Raw genomic sequence first — 14,860 nt, forward strand, 5'->3', positions numbered from 1 at the left:
CCCGTGGTCAGATCCCGACCGCTCAGGTCCCGACGGCCTCGGCCAGCCGCGCGGCCACCTCGACCGGGTCGTGGTCCACCGCCGCGTCGTAGCAGGTCAGCTCGGTCTCGACCCAGCCCGGCACGTCGGTGTCGTGCCACAGCCCCGACGGGGTGATGCCGTGCTCCTCGGTGAAGGTCACGACGCGCTCGTTGACCTCGGCGGCGGTGCCGGGTGCGTAGGCCAGGAAGGTCGCGACGTGCGGCACCTCGGGGAAGGTGCGGATGCCCCGCTGCTGCAGGGCGGCTGCGAGGGCGATCGCCCACGCACGGTAGTCGCCGAACCTCGTCAGGTGCTCGCGCAGGCCGATCAGCCCCCCGACGGCGGCTGCCGTCATCGAGAAGAGCGTCCCGCCCATCCGCTGCCGCCACGACCGCAGCTCACCGGCGAGGTCGTCCGGGCACACGACGAGCGCACCGCTGGAGGCGCCCAGCCCCTTGTAGAGCGAGACGTACATGGAGTCGAAGAGCGCCGCCGCCTCGGAGTGGCTGCGGTCCCAGTGCGGCACCGACTCCCAGATGCGGGCCCCGTCGGCGTGCAGGGGGACGCCGCGCTCGCGTGCCGCCGCGGACAGCTCGACGAGCTCGTCCCAGGTGGGCAGCAGGCAGCCGCCGTCGCGCAGCGGGAGCTCGACCAGCGCGGCACCGAGCCGGCCGCCGACCCTCGCCAGCGCGGCGGCGGTCGGGGTCTCGCGACCGGTCGTGAGCCACTCCAGCTCGAGACCGAGCACCCGACGCGGCCCGTCCTGCTCGTGGTGCACGAGGTGGGACAGGTCGGGCAGCGCCACCCGGCGCGACGCCGACCGGTCGCACCAGGAGCGCAGGGTGGCCTGCTGGGCCATCACGCCGCTGGGGAACATCACGGCTGCGGGCTTGCCCAGCAGCTCGGCGACCTCGCCCTCGAGCTGCGCGACGGCCCCGCGCGCACCGTAGGCGTCACGCTCGATCCCGTGCTCCTCGGCGAAGGCCGCGAGGTCGTGGAACATCGCCGCCGGGGTGACCGGGGCACGCCAGAAGACCGTCTGCGCCGACGCAGACGCCGCGCGGAACCGCGCAGTGAGGTCGGCGGCCGGGTCAGCGCTCACGCCTGGCGCTTGAACCAGTACGTCGTCTCGGCGCCGGGGAGGACCTGCACCAGCTCCCAGCCGTTGACGCCCAGCGTGGAGAGGAGGTCCTCCCACGACTCGGTGCCCTCCACGAGTGCCTCGGGGTCGGCGTTGTAGCCGCCGACCTCCACGTTGCCCTGATCGTCGACGGTGATCTCGAGGTGCGCCCAGGAAGCCATGACGCGATCCTGCCACAGCATCCTCAACCGCCGAGCGGCCACTCGTGCCGAGCATCGGCGCCGAGCCCGGAGGACGGAGTGACCGGACACGCGGCAAGACTGGCAGGCCGGCGACCCGTCACCCTCACTAGGCTGGCTGAGCCATGGACCAGACCGCACGCATCCTCCCGCCCTCGCCCGACATCGCCGCCCGCGCGCACGAGCGGCTCGCCGGACTCGCCACTCCCCCGGGCGCCCTCGGCCGGGTCGGCGAGATCGGCGCGTGGATCGCCGCCGCGCAGGGCGAGGTGCCGCCGCGACCGCTGACCGACGTACGCCTCGTGGTGCTCGCCGGTGACCACGGTGTCGCCGCGCACGGGGTGTCGGCCTACCCGCCGGCGATCACCGAGGCGATGGTCCGCACGATCGTCGCCGGCCAGGCCGGCGTCTCCGCCCTCGCGAGGGAGCACGGTGTGACGGTGACCGTCCTCGACGTCGCCGTCGACGCCGACCTCTCCGACCTGCCCGCCGCCGTGACCGGGCGGAAGGTGCGGCGCGGATCGGGCGCGATCCACCTCGAGGACGCGCTCACCCGCGCCGAGGCCGAGCGCTCGCTCGCGCTCGGCGCGGAGGTGGCGGGCGAGCTCGTCGACGACGGGGCGCAGCTGCTGATGACCGGCGACCTGGGCATCGGCAACACCACTCCGGCCGCGGCACTCGTCGCCGCCGTCCTGGGCCTGCCGGCCGACGAGGTCACCGGTCGCGGCACCGGCATCGACGACGACGGGTGGGCCCGCAAGCGCGACGTGATCGCCGCCGCGCTCGAGCGTGTCGAGGGGCGCACCGCCGACCCGGTCGAGGTGCTCGCCGCACTCGGCAGCGCGGACCTCGCCGCCACCGTCGGCTTCCTGATCGAGGCCGCCACCCGAGGTGTCCCGGTCGTCCTCGACGGCCTCATGTCGGTCGCGTGCGCGGTCGTGGCGCAGGCGCTCGCGCCCGGCGCGGCCGCCTGGTGGGTCGCCGGCCACCGGTCCACCGAGCCGGCCCAGACCCACGCGCTGAAGTCGCTCGGCCTCGAGCCGCTGCTCGACCTCGGCATGCGCCTCGGCGAGGGGTCCGGGGCCGTGGCTGCGCTGCCCGTCCTGCGCTCCGGCGTGGCAGTCCTGCGCGACGTGGCACTGCTCTCGGAGATCATGCCCGGGTGATGGTCCCGTGATCCTGCGCGACGCCTGGCTCCTGGCGACCGGCACCCTCACCGCGGTCCGCGTGCCACCCCCGGGGCGGGTCGACCGGTCGGTCGCCGGTCTCGCGATGGCGCTCGCGCCCCTGGCCGTGCTGCCGCTCGGCCTCGCCGCGGCGCTGGTCGTGCTGGTGGGCGGCTGGATCGACCTGCCACCGCTCGCGACGGCGTACGTCGTGCTGCTCGCGCTCGCGCTCGGCACCCGCGCCTTCCACTGGGACGGCCTCGCCGACACCGCCGACGGGCTGACTGCGTCCTACTCCGCCGAGCGCTCGCTCGAGGTGATGCGCACGGGTCCGGTGGGCCCGGCGGGCGTCGTCGCCGTGGTGCTGGTGGCCGGGCTCCAGGTGGCCGGCCTCACCGCCGTCGTCCGCCACGAGCACGCCTGGTGGGCCGTCGGGCTGCTGGTCTGCGCCTCCCGGGCGTGCCTCGCGCTGGCCTGCGTGCGCGGCGTGCCTGCCGCCCGCGTCGAAGGGCTCGGCGCGATGCACATCGGGTCGGTGCCCGTCGTGCTCGCGGTCTCGTCGCTGCTCGTCAGCGTCGTCGCAGTCGCCCTCGCCGGCCTCGGGCTGGGATCGGCGTGGCCCGCGGTGGCAGGGCTGCTGGTCATGGTGGCCGCGGTCCTCGCCCTGCTGCTGAGGTGCGTACGCCGCCTCGGCGGGATCACCGGCGACGTCCTGGGCGCGGCGGTCGAGCTGTCGTTCGCCGTCCTCGTGCTGGCGGCGTCGACCGTCTGAGGTCCGGAGCGTCAAGCCTTCCCTGCTCTGACAGGATGCGCGCCATGCGGATCCTGGTCACCGGCGGCGTGCGGTCCGGCAAGTCGACCCACGCCGAGGCCCTGCTCGGCGACGAGCCCGCGACCTACGTCGCGCCCGGCCCCTCGCCCGACGTGGAGACCGACCCGGACTGGGCCGCCCGCATCGACGCGCACCGCGTCCGTCGACCCGGCTCGTGGACGACCCTGGAGACCCAGGACCTCGCCTCGGCGATCGGCGACGCCCACGTGCCCGTGCTGGTCGACTGCCTCGGCACGTGGCTCACCGCCGTGGTCGACGCCGCCGAGGCGTGGGAGCAGGACAGCGACGACGTGCTCGGTCTCGTCCTGGCCCGTGTCGACGAGGTGGTCGAGGCTCTCGCCGCCTGCGAGCAGGACGTCGTCCTGGTGACCAACGAGGTGGGCCTCGGCGTCGTGCCCGAGCACCGGTCGGGCCGGCTCTTCCGCGACCTGCTGGGCACGGTCAACCAGCGCGTGGCCGCGGCCTGCGACGAGGTCCATCTCGTCGTCGCAGGCCGCGTGCTGCGGCTCTGAGCCTCCGTCCGGCTCAGCCGACCGCCAGGTAGCCGACGTCGGCGACGAGGCCGTCGTCGGGGCTGGTCCCGCCGCAGGCCTGCGCGCTGCCGCCGCCGCACCCGGTCATCCGGGTGCTGCCGTTGGCGAGGGTCACCTCGACCGAGGCGACCTTGGCGGAGGCGAACGGCACGACCGTGACGCCGTAGCCCTGCTTGTTGGTGCGCACGTGCGTCGTCGAGGTGCTGCCGTCGACGCGGTGCACCGTGACGACGGCCCGGACCGGCGTCGAGCGACCGAGGTCAACTGCGACGGTGAGCCACTTGCTGCCCGCGAAGGGCTGGACCGCACCGGTGGCGCTGGTGAGGTGGTCGAGGCGCGCACGGTGGGTGGCGATCGGCCTCTTCTTGGCGAGCTGGATCGTGGGGAGGGTGTTCGGGGCCGTCGGGTACGCCTGCTCGACGGCCTCGCTGTAGACGTCGCTCGGGTGCTGGTTGGCGTCCGCGAAGGCGGCGTACTGCTCGGGCGTCGACGTGCCACGCGCGACGAGGACCTTGTCGATCGCCTGGAGGGAGTGGCGGGTGTTGACGCCCTTCGTGGTGTCGAGGGCCTCCCAGACCTGACGGACGAGGTTCGGCACGCCCGCGGTCGTGTCGGCGTGCTTCTCGGTCAGGAAGCGCCAGAAGCCCCAGTTGCCGTAGGCGTTGAGGTCGAAGGTGTCGAGGCTCGTGGACGGCCCGGCGAGCGGGTAGCCGAGGTAGTCCGGGTCGCCCATCTGGCCGTAGTTGAGGAAGAACGCGTTGTCGTTGACATCGGTGTAGAGCACGTCCTCCATCGCGGTCGCCGTGGACTCCATCAACCAACCGTCGTCCTCGGCGTCGTAGGCGAACTGGACGGCGTGGAAGTACTCGTGGGCGACGGTGATCTGGAGTGCCGCGGTCGGGTCGAGCCACGGGGTGCTCGCATAGTCGTTGTCGAAGCCGCAGTAGGCATACCAGGCGCTGCCGACGACGGGGCCGTCCGCGTCGGAGCGGCAGTATCCGAGAGCACCGACGGAGTCGATGTCACCGAGGTAGAAGTCCATCCGGGTGTCGCCCTCCTGCCCGGCGTCGCGCAGGGGACGCTTGAAGCCCGCCGCGGCGTAGACGCCGGCCACGTGGGTGATCGTGTCGAACGCGGTGGCGGCGAAGGCCGGCGTCGTGGCGTGCTGGCCCTCCTCGACCCAGTGCAGGCAGAAGGTCGCGCTGCACTGCGTCTGCAGATCGGCCTCGGGGCCGTAGGAGATGTCGCGCGGGTCGTCGGGGTCGTCCGGCGGCGTGGTCGGGCGCGCGAGCAGGCGTTCGGCCGTTGCCCGGTCGGAGCCGCGCAGGGCGTGCTTGGCGACGAACAGGTCGCGCATCGCCAGGGTCAGGTCCGTGCGCTCGTCGGGCGCGGCCGCGGGCTCGCTGACCACAGCGGACTCCGCCGCGGCCAACGCCTCCTCGGCGATCGTCGTCTCGCCGGGGCGCGTCGTCGCGTCCGGGGTCGCTGTCGGGTCGGTGGCGTACGTCGGCGACGCCGCGATCGTGGTGCCGAGGGTCAGCGCGAGGACGGCTGAGAGCAGGACGGCGCGAGCGTGCGAACGGGAGTGCGAGCGGGGGTGGGGGCGCATGGACGGAATCACACCAGCACCACGGGCCTCGGCGCCAGCATCCGGAAGTCTGTTCATCACGTGGACATCGGCGGCGTCGTGGACCGCACGTCAGCCCAGCAGCAGCACGTAGGAGCCGAGGGCGACGAGCCAGGACATGAAGGAGCCGAGCAGGAAGTACTCGGTCATCTCGTGCACGGTCTGCTGCTCGTGGCGCGAGGAGAGCTCCGGGAAGCGCAGCAGGCCCTTGGCCGCGACCACCACGCTGGCCGCGGTCACCTGGCCGCCGAGCGCGAGGGCGAGGATGAAGACCCGCTCCAGCGGTCCGAGGAGTCGGCCGCCCTTGAGCTGGGTCGGCGGCATCCCACCGTCCCTGCGGGGGTTGATGGTGCCGGTGGACTTGAGGACCAGCCGCACGAGCACGTTGCCCGTCGAGAGCTGGATCCCGAACGCCCCGAGCAGGAGCAGGAACCGGTCGGCCGGGAGACCGTCCAGCACCGGCAGCGAGACCGAGTCGAGCCACCGGACCAGGGGTCCGGACGCCTCGGGCGCCAGGCCGGAGCACGCGATCGCGGCGACCAGCGCCAGCACGAAGAGACCGAGCGGCAGCCATGCGGCCGCCTGGGCGGGATGACCGAAGCCCCACGTGACCGCGAACCCCCACACGAGCACGACCGCGGCGATGACGAACAGCGCGACCACGTCGCGGCCGGTCGTCATCCCGACGAGCAGGCCGACGGTGAGCGCCACCAGCGCTCCCACGACCTGCGGCAGCACCTTCACCTTGCGCGCCGAGTGGGTCAGGTCAGTGGCTGCCAGGCCGATCAGCAGCATCGCGAGCCAGCTCATCCCCTGCCTCCTCCCACGATCCTCTCGCCGACTGTCACAGGTCGCGCACCAGCTCGTCTGCAGCCAGCAGGACTCCGATGCCGTCGGCACGGATCCTCTGCGACACCGCCGACGGACTGATGCCCAGCTCGTCGGCGATCTCGTGCTGCTGCCGTCCCCTCAGCAGACCATCCAGCACCGACATCGACCGCTCCGACATGCCGCTCACGATCTGGTCCCGCGTCATCAGTGCCGCGTTGACCGCGGCAGCGTCGGGTCCCTGCTCGCCCTCGGCGGCGACGTACGCCGTGCGCACCGCACGCATCGACGCCTTCCGTCCGTAGGCCTCGACCGTCTCGATCGCGGATCGTGCCGCCCACCACCCGGGCCCGTCCTCGACCCGGGGTTCCTCGGACAGCACCTGCACCCGTCCCCGTCCGATGCCCTGCCGGACGTCGACCTCGGGCAGCAGCGACAGGCGCAGCCGCAGGGTCGCGGCCATCGCCGTGCCGAGAGTGGCGAAGATCCCCTGGAACTCGTCGCCGGTGCCGATGCGCAGCGGCACCGTGGGCGCGTAGGTCGCGTTGACGTCGTCGACGGCTCGCGCGAACAGCGCGTGCACGTGCGTGCGGTCCCTGCTCCGACGGGAGCCGACCAGGTCACCGATCACGGTGAATGAAGCCTCTTGCTTCATATCGTCCATATGAAGATCATACCTTCTTCTGGCCGAGATGAACACATCTCCTTCATTCCCAGAAGACGTGCTCCACCACCGCGTGGGCGCGTCGCGTGGTGCGGAGGTAGTCGTTGACCATCTCGTCCGAGGAGCCCTGCGGATAGCCCAGCACCCGCGCCACCGCTGCGCGCTCGCGGGCGTCGCGGGGCAGCTGGTCCGAGGGCCTGCCGCGCACCAGCGTCACCGCGTTGCGGACCCGGCTCACCAGCCGCCAGGCCTCGGCCAGTGTCTCCGCGTCCGCCCCGGCGACCAGCCCGGCTCCGGCTGCGGCCTCGAGGGCCGGCAGGGTCTGGGGCGTCCGGAGCGCCTCGACGCGTCCCGCGTGACGCATCTGGAGCAGCTGCACGGTCCACTCGACGTCGGCGAGCCCTCCTCGGCCCAGCTTGAGGTGGGTGTGCCGGTCGGCTCCACGTGGAAGGCGCTCGTCGTCGACCCGCGCCTTGATGCGGCGCACCTCCACGACGTCGCGCTCCGAGATGCCGTCGGCGGGGAAGCGGAGCGGGTCGATCAGTGCGGTGAACCGACGACGCAGGTCCTCGTCGCCGACCACCGCGTCGGCGCGCAGCAGGGCCTGGAACTCCCACACGTGCGACCACTTGGCGTAGTAGGCGGCGAACGACTCCAGCGTGCGCACCATCGGCCCGTTCTTCCCCTCGGGCCGGAGGTCCGCGTCGACCTCGAGCGGCGGGTCGCTGGCGGGCAGCGACAGCAGCCGACGGAGCTCGGAGACCACGGCCTGCGCGAACGAGGACGCCGCCTGCGCCTCGGCGCCCTCGACCGGCTCGTGGACGAACATCACGTCGGCGTCACTGCCGTAGGACAGCTCGAAGCCGCCGTAGCGACCCATCGCGACCACCGCGATCCGGCTGGCGGGCGCGTCGAGCCCGCGCTGGCGGCGCACCGACTCCGTCGCGATGTCGAGCGTGGCCTGCAGGGTGGCGTCGGTGAGCCGGCTCAGACCTTGCCCCACCAGCGCCACGTCGGTCCCGGCCACCAGGTCACCGCAGGCGATCCGCAGCAGCTCGCGCCGGCGTACGGCACGCACCGCGCCGACCGCCGACTCCGCGGAGTCGGCGCGCTCGGCGAGCGCCTGCATCTCGGCGAGCGCGGCCTCCGCGCTCAGCGGCACCAGCGACTCCCCGAGCATCTTCACGCCGCGCGGCTCGCGCTCGAGGAGGTCGGTGGCGTAGCGGGAGGTGCCGAGGAGGTAGGCCAGCCGCTGTGCCACCTCGCCCTCGTCGCGGAGCATCGTGAGGTACCACGGGGAGCGGCCCAGGCTCTCGCTGAGCCGGCGGAAGCCGAACAGGCCGGCGTCGGGGTCGGGCGAGTCGGCGAACCACTCCAGCAGCACCGGCAGCAGGGTGCGCTGGATGTCGGAGGTGCGCGAGATCCCGCTGGTCAGCGCCTCGAGGTGGCGCAGCGCCGCCCTGGGATCGGCGTACCCGAGCGCGGACAGGCGTGCCTCGGCGGCCTCCAGCGAGAGTCGCGCCTCCGTGCCGGGGAGCCTGGCGACGGCACCGAGGAGCGGGCGGTAGAAGAGCTTCTCGTGGAGCCGGCGCACCTCGCGACGGTGGTAGCGCCACTCCTTGTCGAGCGCCGCGGCCGGTTCGGACAGGTGGCCCAGCGACCGGCCGAGGCGACGCAGGGATGCCGCGTCGTCGGGCACCACGTGCGTACGCCGGAGCTGGTGCAGCTGCATCCGGTGCTCGAGCGTGCGGAGGAACGTGTAGGCCTCGTGGAGCTTCTCGCCGTCGTCGCGACCGACGTAGCCGCCCTCCGTCAGCCGGGCCAGCGCGCTCAGGGTGGCGCCCTCCCGCAGCGACGCGTCGGCGCGGCCGTGCACGAGCTGGAGCAGCTGGACGGCGAACTCGACGTCGCGCAGGCCGCCCGAGCCGAGCTTCAGCTGGCGCTCGGCCTCGTGGGCCGGGATGTGGTCGATCACCCGGCGGCGCATGGCCTGGACGTCGGAGACGAAGCCGTCGCGCTCGGCGACGCTCCACACCATCGGCTCGACCATCTCGACGTAGGCCCGGCCGAGCTCGAGGTCGCCGGCGACCGGTCGTGCCTTCAGCAGGGCCTGGAACTCCCAGGTCTTGGCCCACTTCTCGTAGTAGCCGCGGTGGCTGGCGAGGGTGCGGACCAGCGGGCCCTGGCTGCCCTCCGGACGCAGGTTGGCGTCGACCGGCCAGATCGTGCCCTCGCGGGTGTGGTCGGAGCAGATCCGCATCAGGTGCGAGGCGAGCTGCGTGGCGGTGCGCAGCGCCAGCCCGTCGTCGGCGGGCTCCCCCGAGTCGAGCACACCGGGCTCGAAGACGTAGACCACGTCGACGTCGGAGATGTAGTTGAGCTCGTGCCCACCGCACTTGCCCATCGCGATCACGGCGAGGCGGGCGGCGTGGGCTGCCTCCCCGACGCGGGCGCGCGCGATCGCCAGGGCTCCCTCGAGGGTCGCGGCCGCGAGGTCGGAGATCTCCGCCGCGGCGTCGTCGAGGCTGACGTGGTGCGCGAGGTCGCGAGCGGCGAGCCGGAGCAGGATCCGGCGGTACTCCACGCGCAGGGCGTCGACCGCCTCCGCGTCGGGGAGGCCGGCGACCGGCCCCGGTGCCTGCGGGTCGGCACCGACCGCAGTCAGCATCGCCTCGCGGACGGCGTACGCCGCAGCGCGGGTGCTGCCGAGGGTCGGGTCGGTGAGCTCGCGCCAGTGGTCGGGGTGCCGGACCAGGTGGTGGGTCAGCGCGGCGCTCGCCCCCAGGACGCTGCACAGCCGCATCGCGGTGCCCTCGTCGTCGGCGACCTCGGCCAGCATCGCGGCCCCCGCGTCCGGCCCCGCCGCCTCGTCGAGCGCCTCGACGAGACGCAGCAGGCCGTCGAGGGCGGCGTCCGGGTCGGCGGTCGCGGCGAGCTTGTCGGTCAACGGCCTGCCTGCGGCACCGAGCCTCTCGATGCCCCGAGCGGCCGCAGCGCCGTCGACGAACCCGATGCGCACGTAGGAGCCCGACGACGTCATGGCGACGGCTCCTTCCCCGCATCGTCTGCCACCAGGGCGGCGAACCGCGTGGCCACCGGTTGCCACCACGACGTCAGCGCGGCCGTGGCCGCCTCGATCGAGGTCAGGACCGCCTGCGGGTCGAAGGTCTCGTCCTCGCGCTCGGTCGCGAGCCAGCGCTCGATGATCGCGGCGTCAGCCTCCGGGTGGGACTGGACGCCCCAGACGCGTGGTGCGAACCGGGCGACCTGCACCTCGCCGCCCGGGGTGCGCGCCAGCACCACGGCGCCGTCGGGCAGCTCCACCACGACGTCGTCGTTCCAGTGGATCGCGCGCTCGTCGCCGGAGCAGACGCCGAAGAGCTCGTCGGTCGCTGCGTCGTCGCTCCAGCCGAGCGGTTGCAGACCGACGGTGCGCCCGAGCGGGTTGCGCCCGACGACCCCGCCGAGCGCGGTGGCGACCAGCTGGTGGCCCAGGCAGATGCCGAGCAGCGGTGTGCCGACGGCGACCGCGTCCCGGATGCCCGCCTTCAGCGGCGACAGCCACGGGTGCAGGTGGTCGTCGTCGGCGCCCATCTCGCCGCCCAGCACCAGCACGCCGTCGTACGACGTCAGGGCGGGCAGTGCGTCACCCGCGTAGGGCCGGCAGACCTCGAGCGTGCAGCCCGCCCCGGTCAGCCACTCCCCGACCAGTGCCGGCGGGCACGACTCCTCGTGCTCGACGGCCAGCACGCGCGGGCTCGCCACGCCGACGGCGTGGTCGGAGGCGGCAGGATTCATCGTGGGTCAGAGGACCGGGAGCATGCGGTCGCGCTCGAACGCGGAGACCTGCCCGCGGTACTCCTCCCACTCGGCGCGCTTGTTGCGCAGGAAGAAGTCGAAGACGTGCTCGCCCAGGGTCTCGGCCAGGAGCTCGGAGTCCTCGGCGATCCCGATCGCGTCCCACAGGCTGCGCGGCAGCGGGGTGATGCCCAGCGCCCGGCGCTCGCGCTCGGTGAGCGACCAGACGTCGTCCTCGGCCTCGCGCGGCAGCTCGTAGCCCTCCTCGATGCCCTTCATGCCGGCCGCGAGCACCACGGCGAAGGCGAGGTAGGGGTTGCACGCGGCGTCTATCGTGCGCAGCTCGACGCGGGTGGACTGGCCCTTGTTGGGCTTGTACATCGGCACCCGGACCATCGCCGAGCGGTTGTTGTGACCCCAGCACACGCCCGACGGCGCCTCGCCACCGCCGAGGAGGCGCTTGTAGGAGTTGACCCACTGGTTGGTCACCACGCTGATCTCGCTGGCGTGGCGCAGGATGCCGGCGATGAACTGCCGGCCGGTCTTCGAGAGCTGGTACTCGGCACCGGCCTCGAAGAAGGCGTTGCGGTCGCCCTCGAAGAGCGAGACGTGGGTGTGCATGCCCGAGCCCGGGTGCGTGGTGAACGGCTTGGGCATGAAGGAGGCCCAGATGTCCTGGCCGAGCGCGACCTCACGGATGACGGTGCGGAAGGTCATGATGTTGTCGGCCGTGGTGAGCGCGTCGGCGTAGCGGAGGTCGATCTCCTGCTGGCCCGGACCGCCCTCGTGGTGGCTGAACTCCACCGAGATGCCCATTGCCTCCAGCATCGTGATCGCCTCGCGCCGGAAGTCGGCACCGCGCGACTGGGCGGTGTGGTCGAAGAACCCGCTGCGGTCGACCGGCTGGGGCTCGTCGCCCTTCCCGGGCATGTCCTTGAACAGGTAGAACTCGATCTCGGGGTGCGTGTAGAAGGTGAACCCCTTGTCGGCAGCGGCGCCGAGCGTCCGCTTGAGGACGTGGCGCGGGTCGGCGTACGACGGGCTGCCGTCGGGCATCCCGATGTCGCAGAACATGCGCGCCGTCGCCGGACCACCGTCGTCGCCACCGCGCCACGGCAGGATCTGGAACGTGGCGGCATCGGGGTGCGCCAGCATGTCGGACTCGTAGACGCGGGCGAAGCCCTCGATCGCCGAGCCGTCGAAGCCGATGCCCTCCTCGAAGGCGTTCTCGAGCTCCGCCGGCGCCACGCTCACGCTCTTGAGGAAGCCGAGCACGTCGGTGAACCACAGCCGCACGAACCGGACGTCACGCTCCTCGAGCGCACGGAGTACGAAGTCCTCTTGCTTGCCCATGGCATCAGCCTAGGGGTCACGTGGGGCCGGAGCCGCACGTGACCACCCGGTGCGGGCCGCCCGCCCGCTCGACGCGGGTCGTCCGGGCTCAGTGGCAGATGTTGACGTCCTGCGAGCCGAGGACGCCGTCTCGCACCTCGCGCATCGGGTGCAGCCAGCTCTGGGTCTCGGGGACGAACGCGATGCTGCCCGGGACGCGGCCGTGCACACCGTCGACCTCGACCTCCTCGACCACGAGGGGGACGGTGACCGTGCGGCTACGCACCCCCTCCCAGCAGGCCGAGGCCCTCTTCTTCGTCACGGCCTCCTGCAGGGTGACCGGGTCGCCCTGCAGCATGCCGTTGTAGCGCCACGCGACGGTGGTGAGGTAGCCGGTCTGGCCCTCCCACGGCGCGCGGACGGTGACGGACAGGCCCCAGGTCTTGGCGGTGGCGACGGTGAAGCGGACCTGGCCGTCGCGGACCTTCTTGGTCTTCGACGACCAGAGCCTCACGTCGGTGTGGCGGGTCTGGAGCGCGTTGGCGAGCTGGATCTGGCAGCCCTCGCAGTCGTCGACGGTGAAGGTCAGCGTGGTCCGCTGGGCGCCGCCGGGCCGGTCGGCGGACCGGTCAGGCGTGGCGGTGGCGGCGGCCGGCACGAGCGCGGCCGTGAGGACGGCGGCGGTCAGGACCGACCTGGCCAGGACGGTGGTGCTGCGGAAGTTCATGTCTCTCTCCCCGTAGGTGATCTGTCACTGCCTGGACGCACCTCCGCCCGGGAGGGTTGCATCTGCTTCCGCGGTGTCCTCATCCCTCGGCCGGGGGCTCGCAGAAGTCGATGTCCTGCTCGCCCATCACGCCGTTGAAGACACGGCGCATCGGTGCCAGCCACTCGGGCGTCGTACGCGCCCAGGCGAGGGTGCCGGGCACCTTGCCGGGAGCCACCCCGTCGACTCGGACCTTGCGGGTGCGGATCGTCATGTCGAAGGACTGCTCGGTGGTGCCACCCCAGCAGGCGCTGGCCCGACGCTCGGTGCGCGCGTCCCGGTAGCCGACGGTGTCGCCGGGGCGGGTCCCTGCGTAACGCATCGCGACGACCGTGACGTAGCCGAGGCGGCGCTCCCAGGGCGCCGTGAGGCTCAGCGACAGCCCGGCCGTGCGGTCGGTCGGCACCCGGAACGTCGCCTCGCCGTCGACGACCTCGACCTCCTTCGACTGCCAGACGTCGTCGTCGTCAGAGGTCAGGGCCGAGTGCGCGGTGATCTCGCACCCCTCGCACCCGGCGGCATGGACGGTCAGCGTGGTGGTCGCAGCGGCCCTTCCAGCGGCGGGCGCCGGGGCAGCCAGCGCCGGTGCGCCGGTCGGGACGAGGAGGGTGGCGAGCAGGGCTCCCGAGATCAGGCGTGAGGGCATCGTGTGAGTCTTCCTGTGAAGGTGTGTCCGTCCTACCACCGGTAGACGCACGGGACACCCGCACGCGTTGCGCGGAGATCCAGGCTCTCGACCTCAGTCGTCGTCGCCACCCAGCGTGTTGCGCTCGAGCTCGGCCAGGGTCGGCCGCCCCTGGTTGCAGAAGACCTCGAGGTCGACGGAGTTGCGACCGTCGCTGAAGACCGCGTCCACGTCGTCGTCGGGTCCCTTCTCCCAGCTGACGACGCGCCACCCCGCGGCGCGGTCGGGGCGGACGCCGGTGCCGTAGGCCCAGGTGCCGCGGCACTCGACGTCGAACGCACCCCACTCGCCGGTGATCGCGTCGCTGACCGCCGGACCGTCGGGCGACGGGACCGACGACGGGTCGGCCGGTGCGTTGCGCAGCACCTCGTCACCGACCGGTCCACGGTCGCGGATCGTCGCGCCGACCGTCGACACCGCCAGCACGCCGACCAGCACGGCCACGGCCGTGGTGGCGGCCCACAGGCCGAGCAGCAGGATGCGACGTCTCACGGACCCCATCGTGCCGGGTGCCGGCTCAGCGCGAGGCCAGGCGGTGGTTAAGGGACGGCTAAGGCGTGCTGGAGGTGCGCGCCGGGACGGTACGGTCACCGCGTGGCTGAGGTGCTGATCATCGAGGACGACGACCGGATCCGGCCGTTGCTGGTCCGCGGCATGCGCGAGTGCGGGCACACGGTGACGTCGGCGCCGACCGGGATGGGTGGGCTGCAGCTCGCCATCGACTCCTCCCCCGACCTGGTCGTGCTCGACCTCGGCCTGCCCGACGTCGACGGCACCCAGGTCCTGTCGATGCTGCGCGGGGTCAGCGCGGTGCCGGTGATCATCGCGAGCGCCCGCGCCGACGACCCGTCGCTCGTGGGTGCGCTCGACGCCGGTGCCGACGACTATGTGGTCAAGCCGTTCACCAGCGCCCAGCTCGACGCCCGGGTGCGTGCGGTGCTGCGGCGCACCGCCTCCGGTCGCGAGCGCCCCACCACCCTGACCGTGGGTGGGCTCTCGGTCGACCTGTCCGGTCGCCGGGTCCACCTCGACGGCGCCGAGGTCGAGCTCACGCCGCGTGAGTTCGACCTGCTCGCCCACCTCGCGGAGCGACCCGGCGAGGTGGTCACCAAGCGCGACCTGCTGGTCGAGGTCTGGCGCCAGCCCTGGGGCGGCTCCGACAAGACCGTCGACGTCCACCTGTCCTGGCTGCGCCGCAAGCTCGGCGAGACCGCCGCGGCACCGCGCTACCTGACGACGGTGCGAGGTGTCGGCGTACGCCTCACGGCTCCCGAGAGCGACGACTGAG

At 72.9% G+C, this 14,860-nt stretch carries 15 protein-coding genes; 4 read left to right on the forward strand and 11 right to left on the reverse strand.

The features are described from left to right. Nucleotides 1-22: 22 nt before the first annotated feature. Entirely contained in the window at nt 23-1,123 is a 1,101-nt protein-coding gene (locus IEZ25_RS09670; protein WP_191199173.1) for a threonine aldolase family protein, read from the reverse strand. Next, nucleotides 1,120-1,323, reverse strand: coding sequence for a hypothetical protein (locus tag IEZ25_RS09675; protein ID WP_191199174.1), 204 nt, complete (start codon nt 1,321-1,323; stop codon nt 1,120-1,122). The genes IEZ25_RS09670 and IEZ25_RS09675 overlap by 4 nt, the downstream gene beginning before the upstream one ends. 143 nt (nt 1,324-1,466) lie before the next feature. Here IEZ25_RS09675 and cobT point away from each other — a divergent pair, with 143 nt between their 5' ends. From cobT to IEZ25_RS09690, 3 genes are read left to right on the forward strand one after another with little or no spacing between them, the layout of a single operon-like run. Beyond that, nucleotides 1,467-2,507 carry a nicotinate-nucleotide--dimethylbenzimidazole phosphoribosyltransferase gene (gene cobT, locus IEZ25_RS09680; protein ID WP_191199175.1) on the forward strand — a complete coding sequence of 347 codons (1,041 nt, stop codon included), beginning with the start codon at nt 1,467-1,469 and terminating at the stop codon, nt 2,505-2,507. 7 nt (nt 2,508-2,514) lie between these two features. After that, nucleotides 2,515-3,279 (forward strand): adenosylcobinamide-GDP ribazoletransferase, encoded by a 765-nt coding sequence (locus IEZ25_RS09685; RefSeq protein WP_318152147.1) that lies wholly within the window; start codon nt 2,515-2,517, stop codon nt 3,277-3,279. 44 nt (nt 3,280-3,323) lie between these two features. Next, nucleotides 3,324-3,851 (forward strand): bifunctional adenosylcobinamide kinase/adenosylcobinamide-phosphate guanylyltransferase, encoded by a 528-nt coding sequence (locus IEZ25_RS09690; RefSeq protein WP_191199176.1) that lies wholly within the window; start codon nt 3,324-3,326, stop codon nt 3,849-3,851. Nucleotides 3,852-3,864: 13 nt separating this feature from the next. Here IEZ25_RS09690 and IEZ25_RS09695 read toward each other — a convergent pair whose 3' ends face one another. The 9 genes from IEZ25_RS09695 to IEZ25_RS09735 all read right to left on the reverse strand — a co-directional run bounded on the left by IEZ25_RS09695 (nt 3,865) and on the right by IEZ25_RS09735 (nt 14,064). After that, nucleotides 3,865-5,481: an MXAN_6640 family putative metalloprotease gene (locus tag IEZ25_RS09695; protein WP_191199177.1), complete on the reverse strand. Its 1,617-nt coding sequence runs from the start codon at nt 5,479-5,481 to the stop codon at nt 3,865-3,867. A 90-nt stretch (nt 5,482-5,571) separates the two neighbouring features. Further along, nucleotides 5,572-6,309, reverse strand: a complete 738-nt coding sequence (locus tag IEZ25_RS09700) for a hypothetical protein (protein WP_191199178.1) — start codon at nt 6,307-6,309, stop codon at nt 5,572-5,574. 34 nt (nt 6,310-6,343) lie between these two features. Then, complete coding sequence (locus IEZ25_RS09705; RefSeq protein WP_224748689.1) at nt 6,344-6,991, reverse strand: SatD family protein; 648 nt, start codon at nt 6,989-6,991, stop codon at nt 6,344-6,346. Between the two features lie 43 nt (nt 6,992-7,034). After that, entirely contained in the window at nt 7,035-10,031 is a 2,997-nt protein-coding gene (locus tag IEZ25_RS09710) for a bifunctional [glutamine synthetase] adenylyltransferase/[glutamine synthetase]-adenylyl-L-tyrosine phosphorylase (protein ID WP_191199179.1), read from the reverse strand. Beyond that, a complete protein-coding gene (locus IEZ25_RS09715; protein ID WP_191199180.1) occupies nt 10,028-10,789 on the reverse strand; it encodes a type 1 glutamine amidotransferase in 762 nt (253 codons plus the stop codon). The genes IEZ25_RS09710 and IEZ25_RS09715 overlap by 4 nt, the downstream gene beginning before the upstream one ends. A gap of 6 nt (nt 10,790-10,795) precedes the next feature. Then, the gene (locus IEZ25_RS09720; protein ID WP_191199181.1) at nt 10,796-12,142 is read right to left on the reverse strand and encodes a glutamine synthetase family protein; all 1,347 of its coding nucleotides are present in this window, start codon (nt 12,140-12,142) and stop codon (nt 10,796-10,798) included. 88 nt (nt 12,143-12,230) lie between these two features. Continuing rightward, nucleotides 12,231-12,848 (reverse strand): hypothetical protein, encoded by a 618-nt coding sequence (locus tag IEZ25_RS09725; protein WP_191199182.1) that lies wholly within the window; start codon nt 12,846-12,848, stop codon nt 12,231-12,233. A 79-nt stretch (nt 12,849-12,927) separates the two neighbouring features. Next, complete coding sequence (locus IEZ25_RS09730) at nt 12,928-13,533, reverse strand: hypothetical protein (RefSeq protein WP_191199183.1); 606 nt, start codon at nt 13,531-13,533, stop codon at nt 12,928-12,930. A gap of 93 nt (nt 13,534-13,626) precedes the next feature. Next, complete coding sequence (locus IEZ25_RS09735; RefSeq protein ID WP_191199184.1) at nt 13,627-14,064, reverse strand: hypothetical protein; 438 nt, start codon at nt 14,062-14,064, stop codon at nt 13,627-13,629. A 102-nt stretch (nt 14,065-14,166) separates the two neighbouring features. Between IEZ25_RS09735 and IEZ25_RS09740 the strand changes: the two genes are divergently transcribed. Next, the gene (locus IEZ25_RS09740; protein ID WP_191199185.1) at nt 14,167-14,859 is read left to right on the forward strand and encodes a response regulator transcription factor; all 693 of its coding nucleotides are present in this window, start codon (nt 14,167-14,169) and stop codon (nt 14,857-14,859) included. The last annotated feature ends 1 nt before the right edge of the window (nt 14,860 follow it).

Source organism: Nocardioides hwasunensis, from assembly GCF_014779665.1.
Classification (GTDB): Bacteria; Actinomycetota; Actinomycetes; order Propionibacteriales; family Nocardioidaceae; genus Nocardioides; species Nocardioides hwasunensis.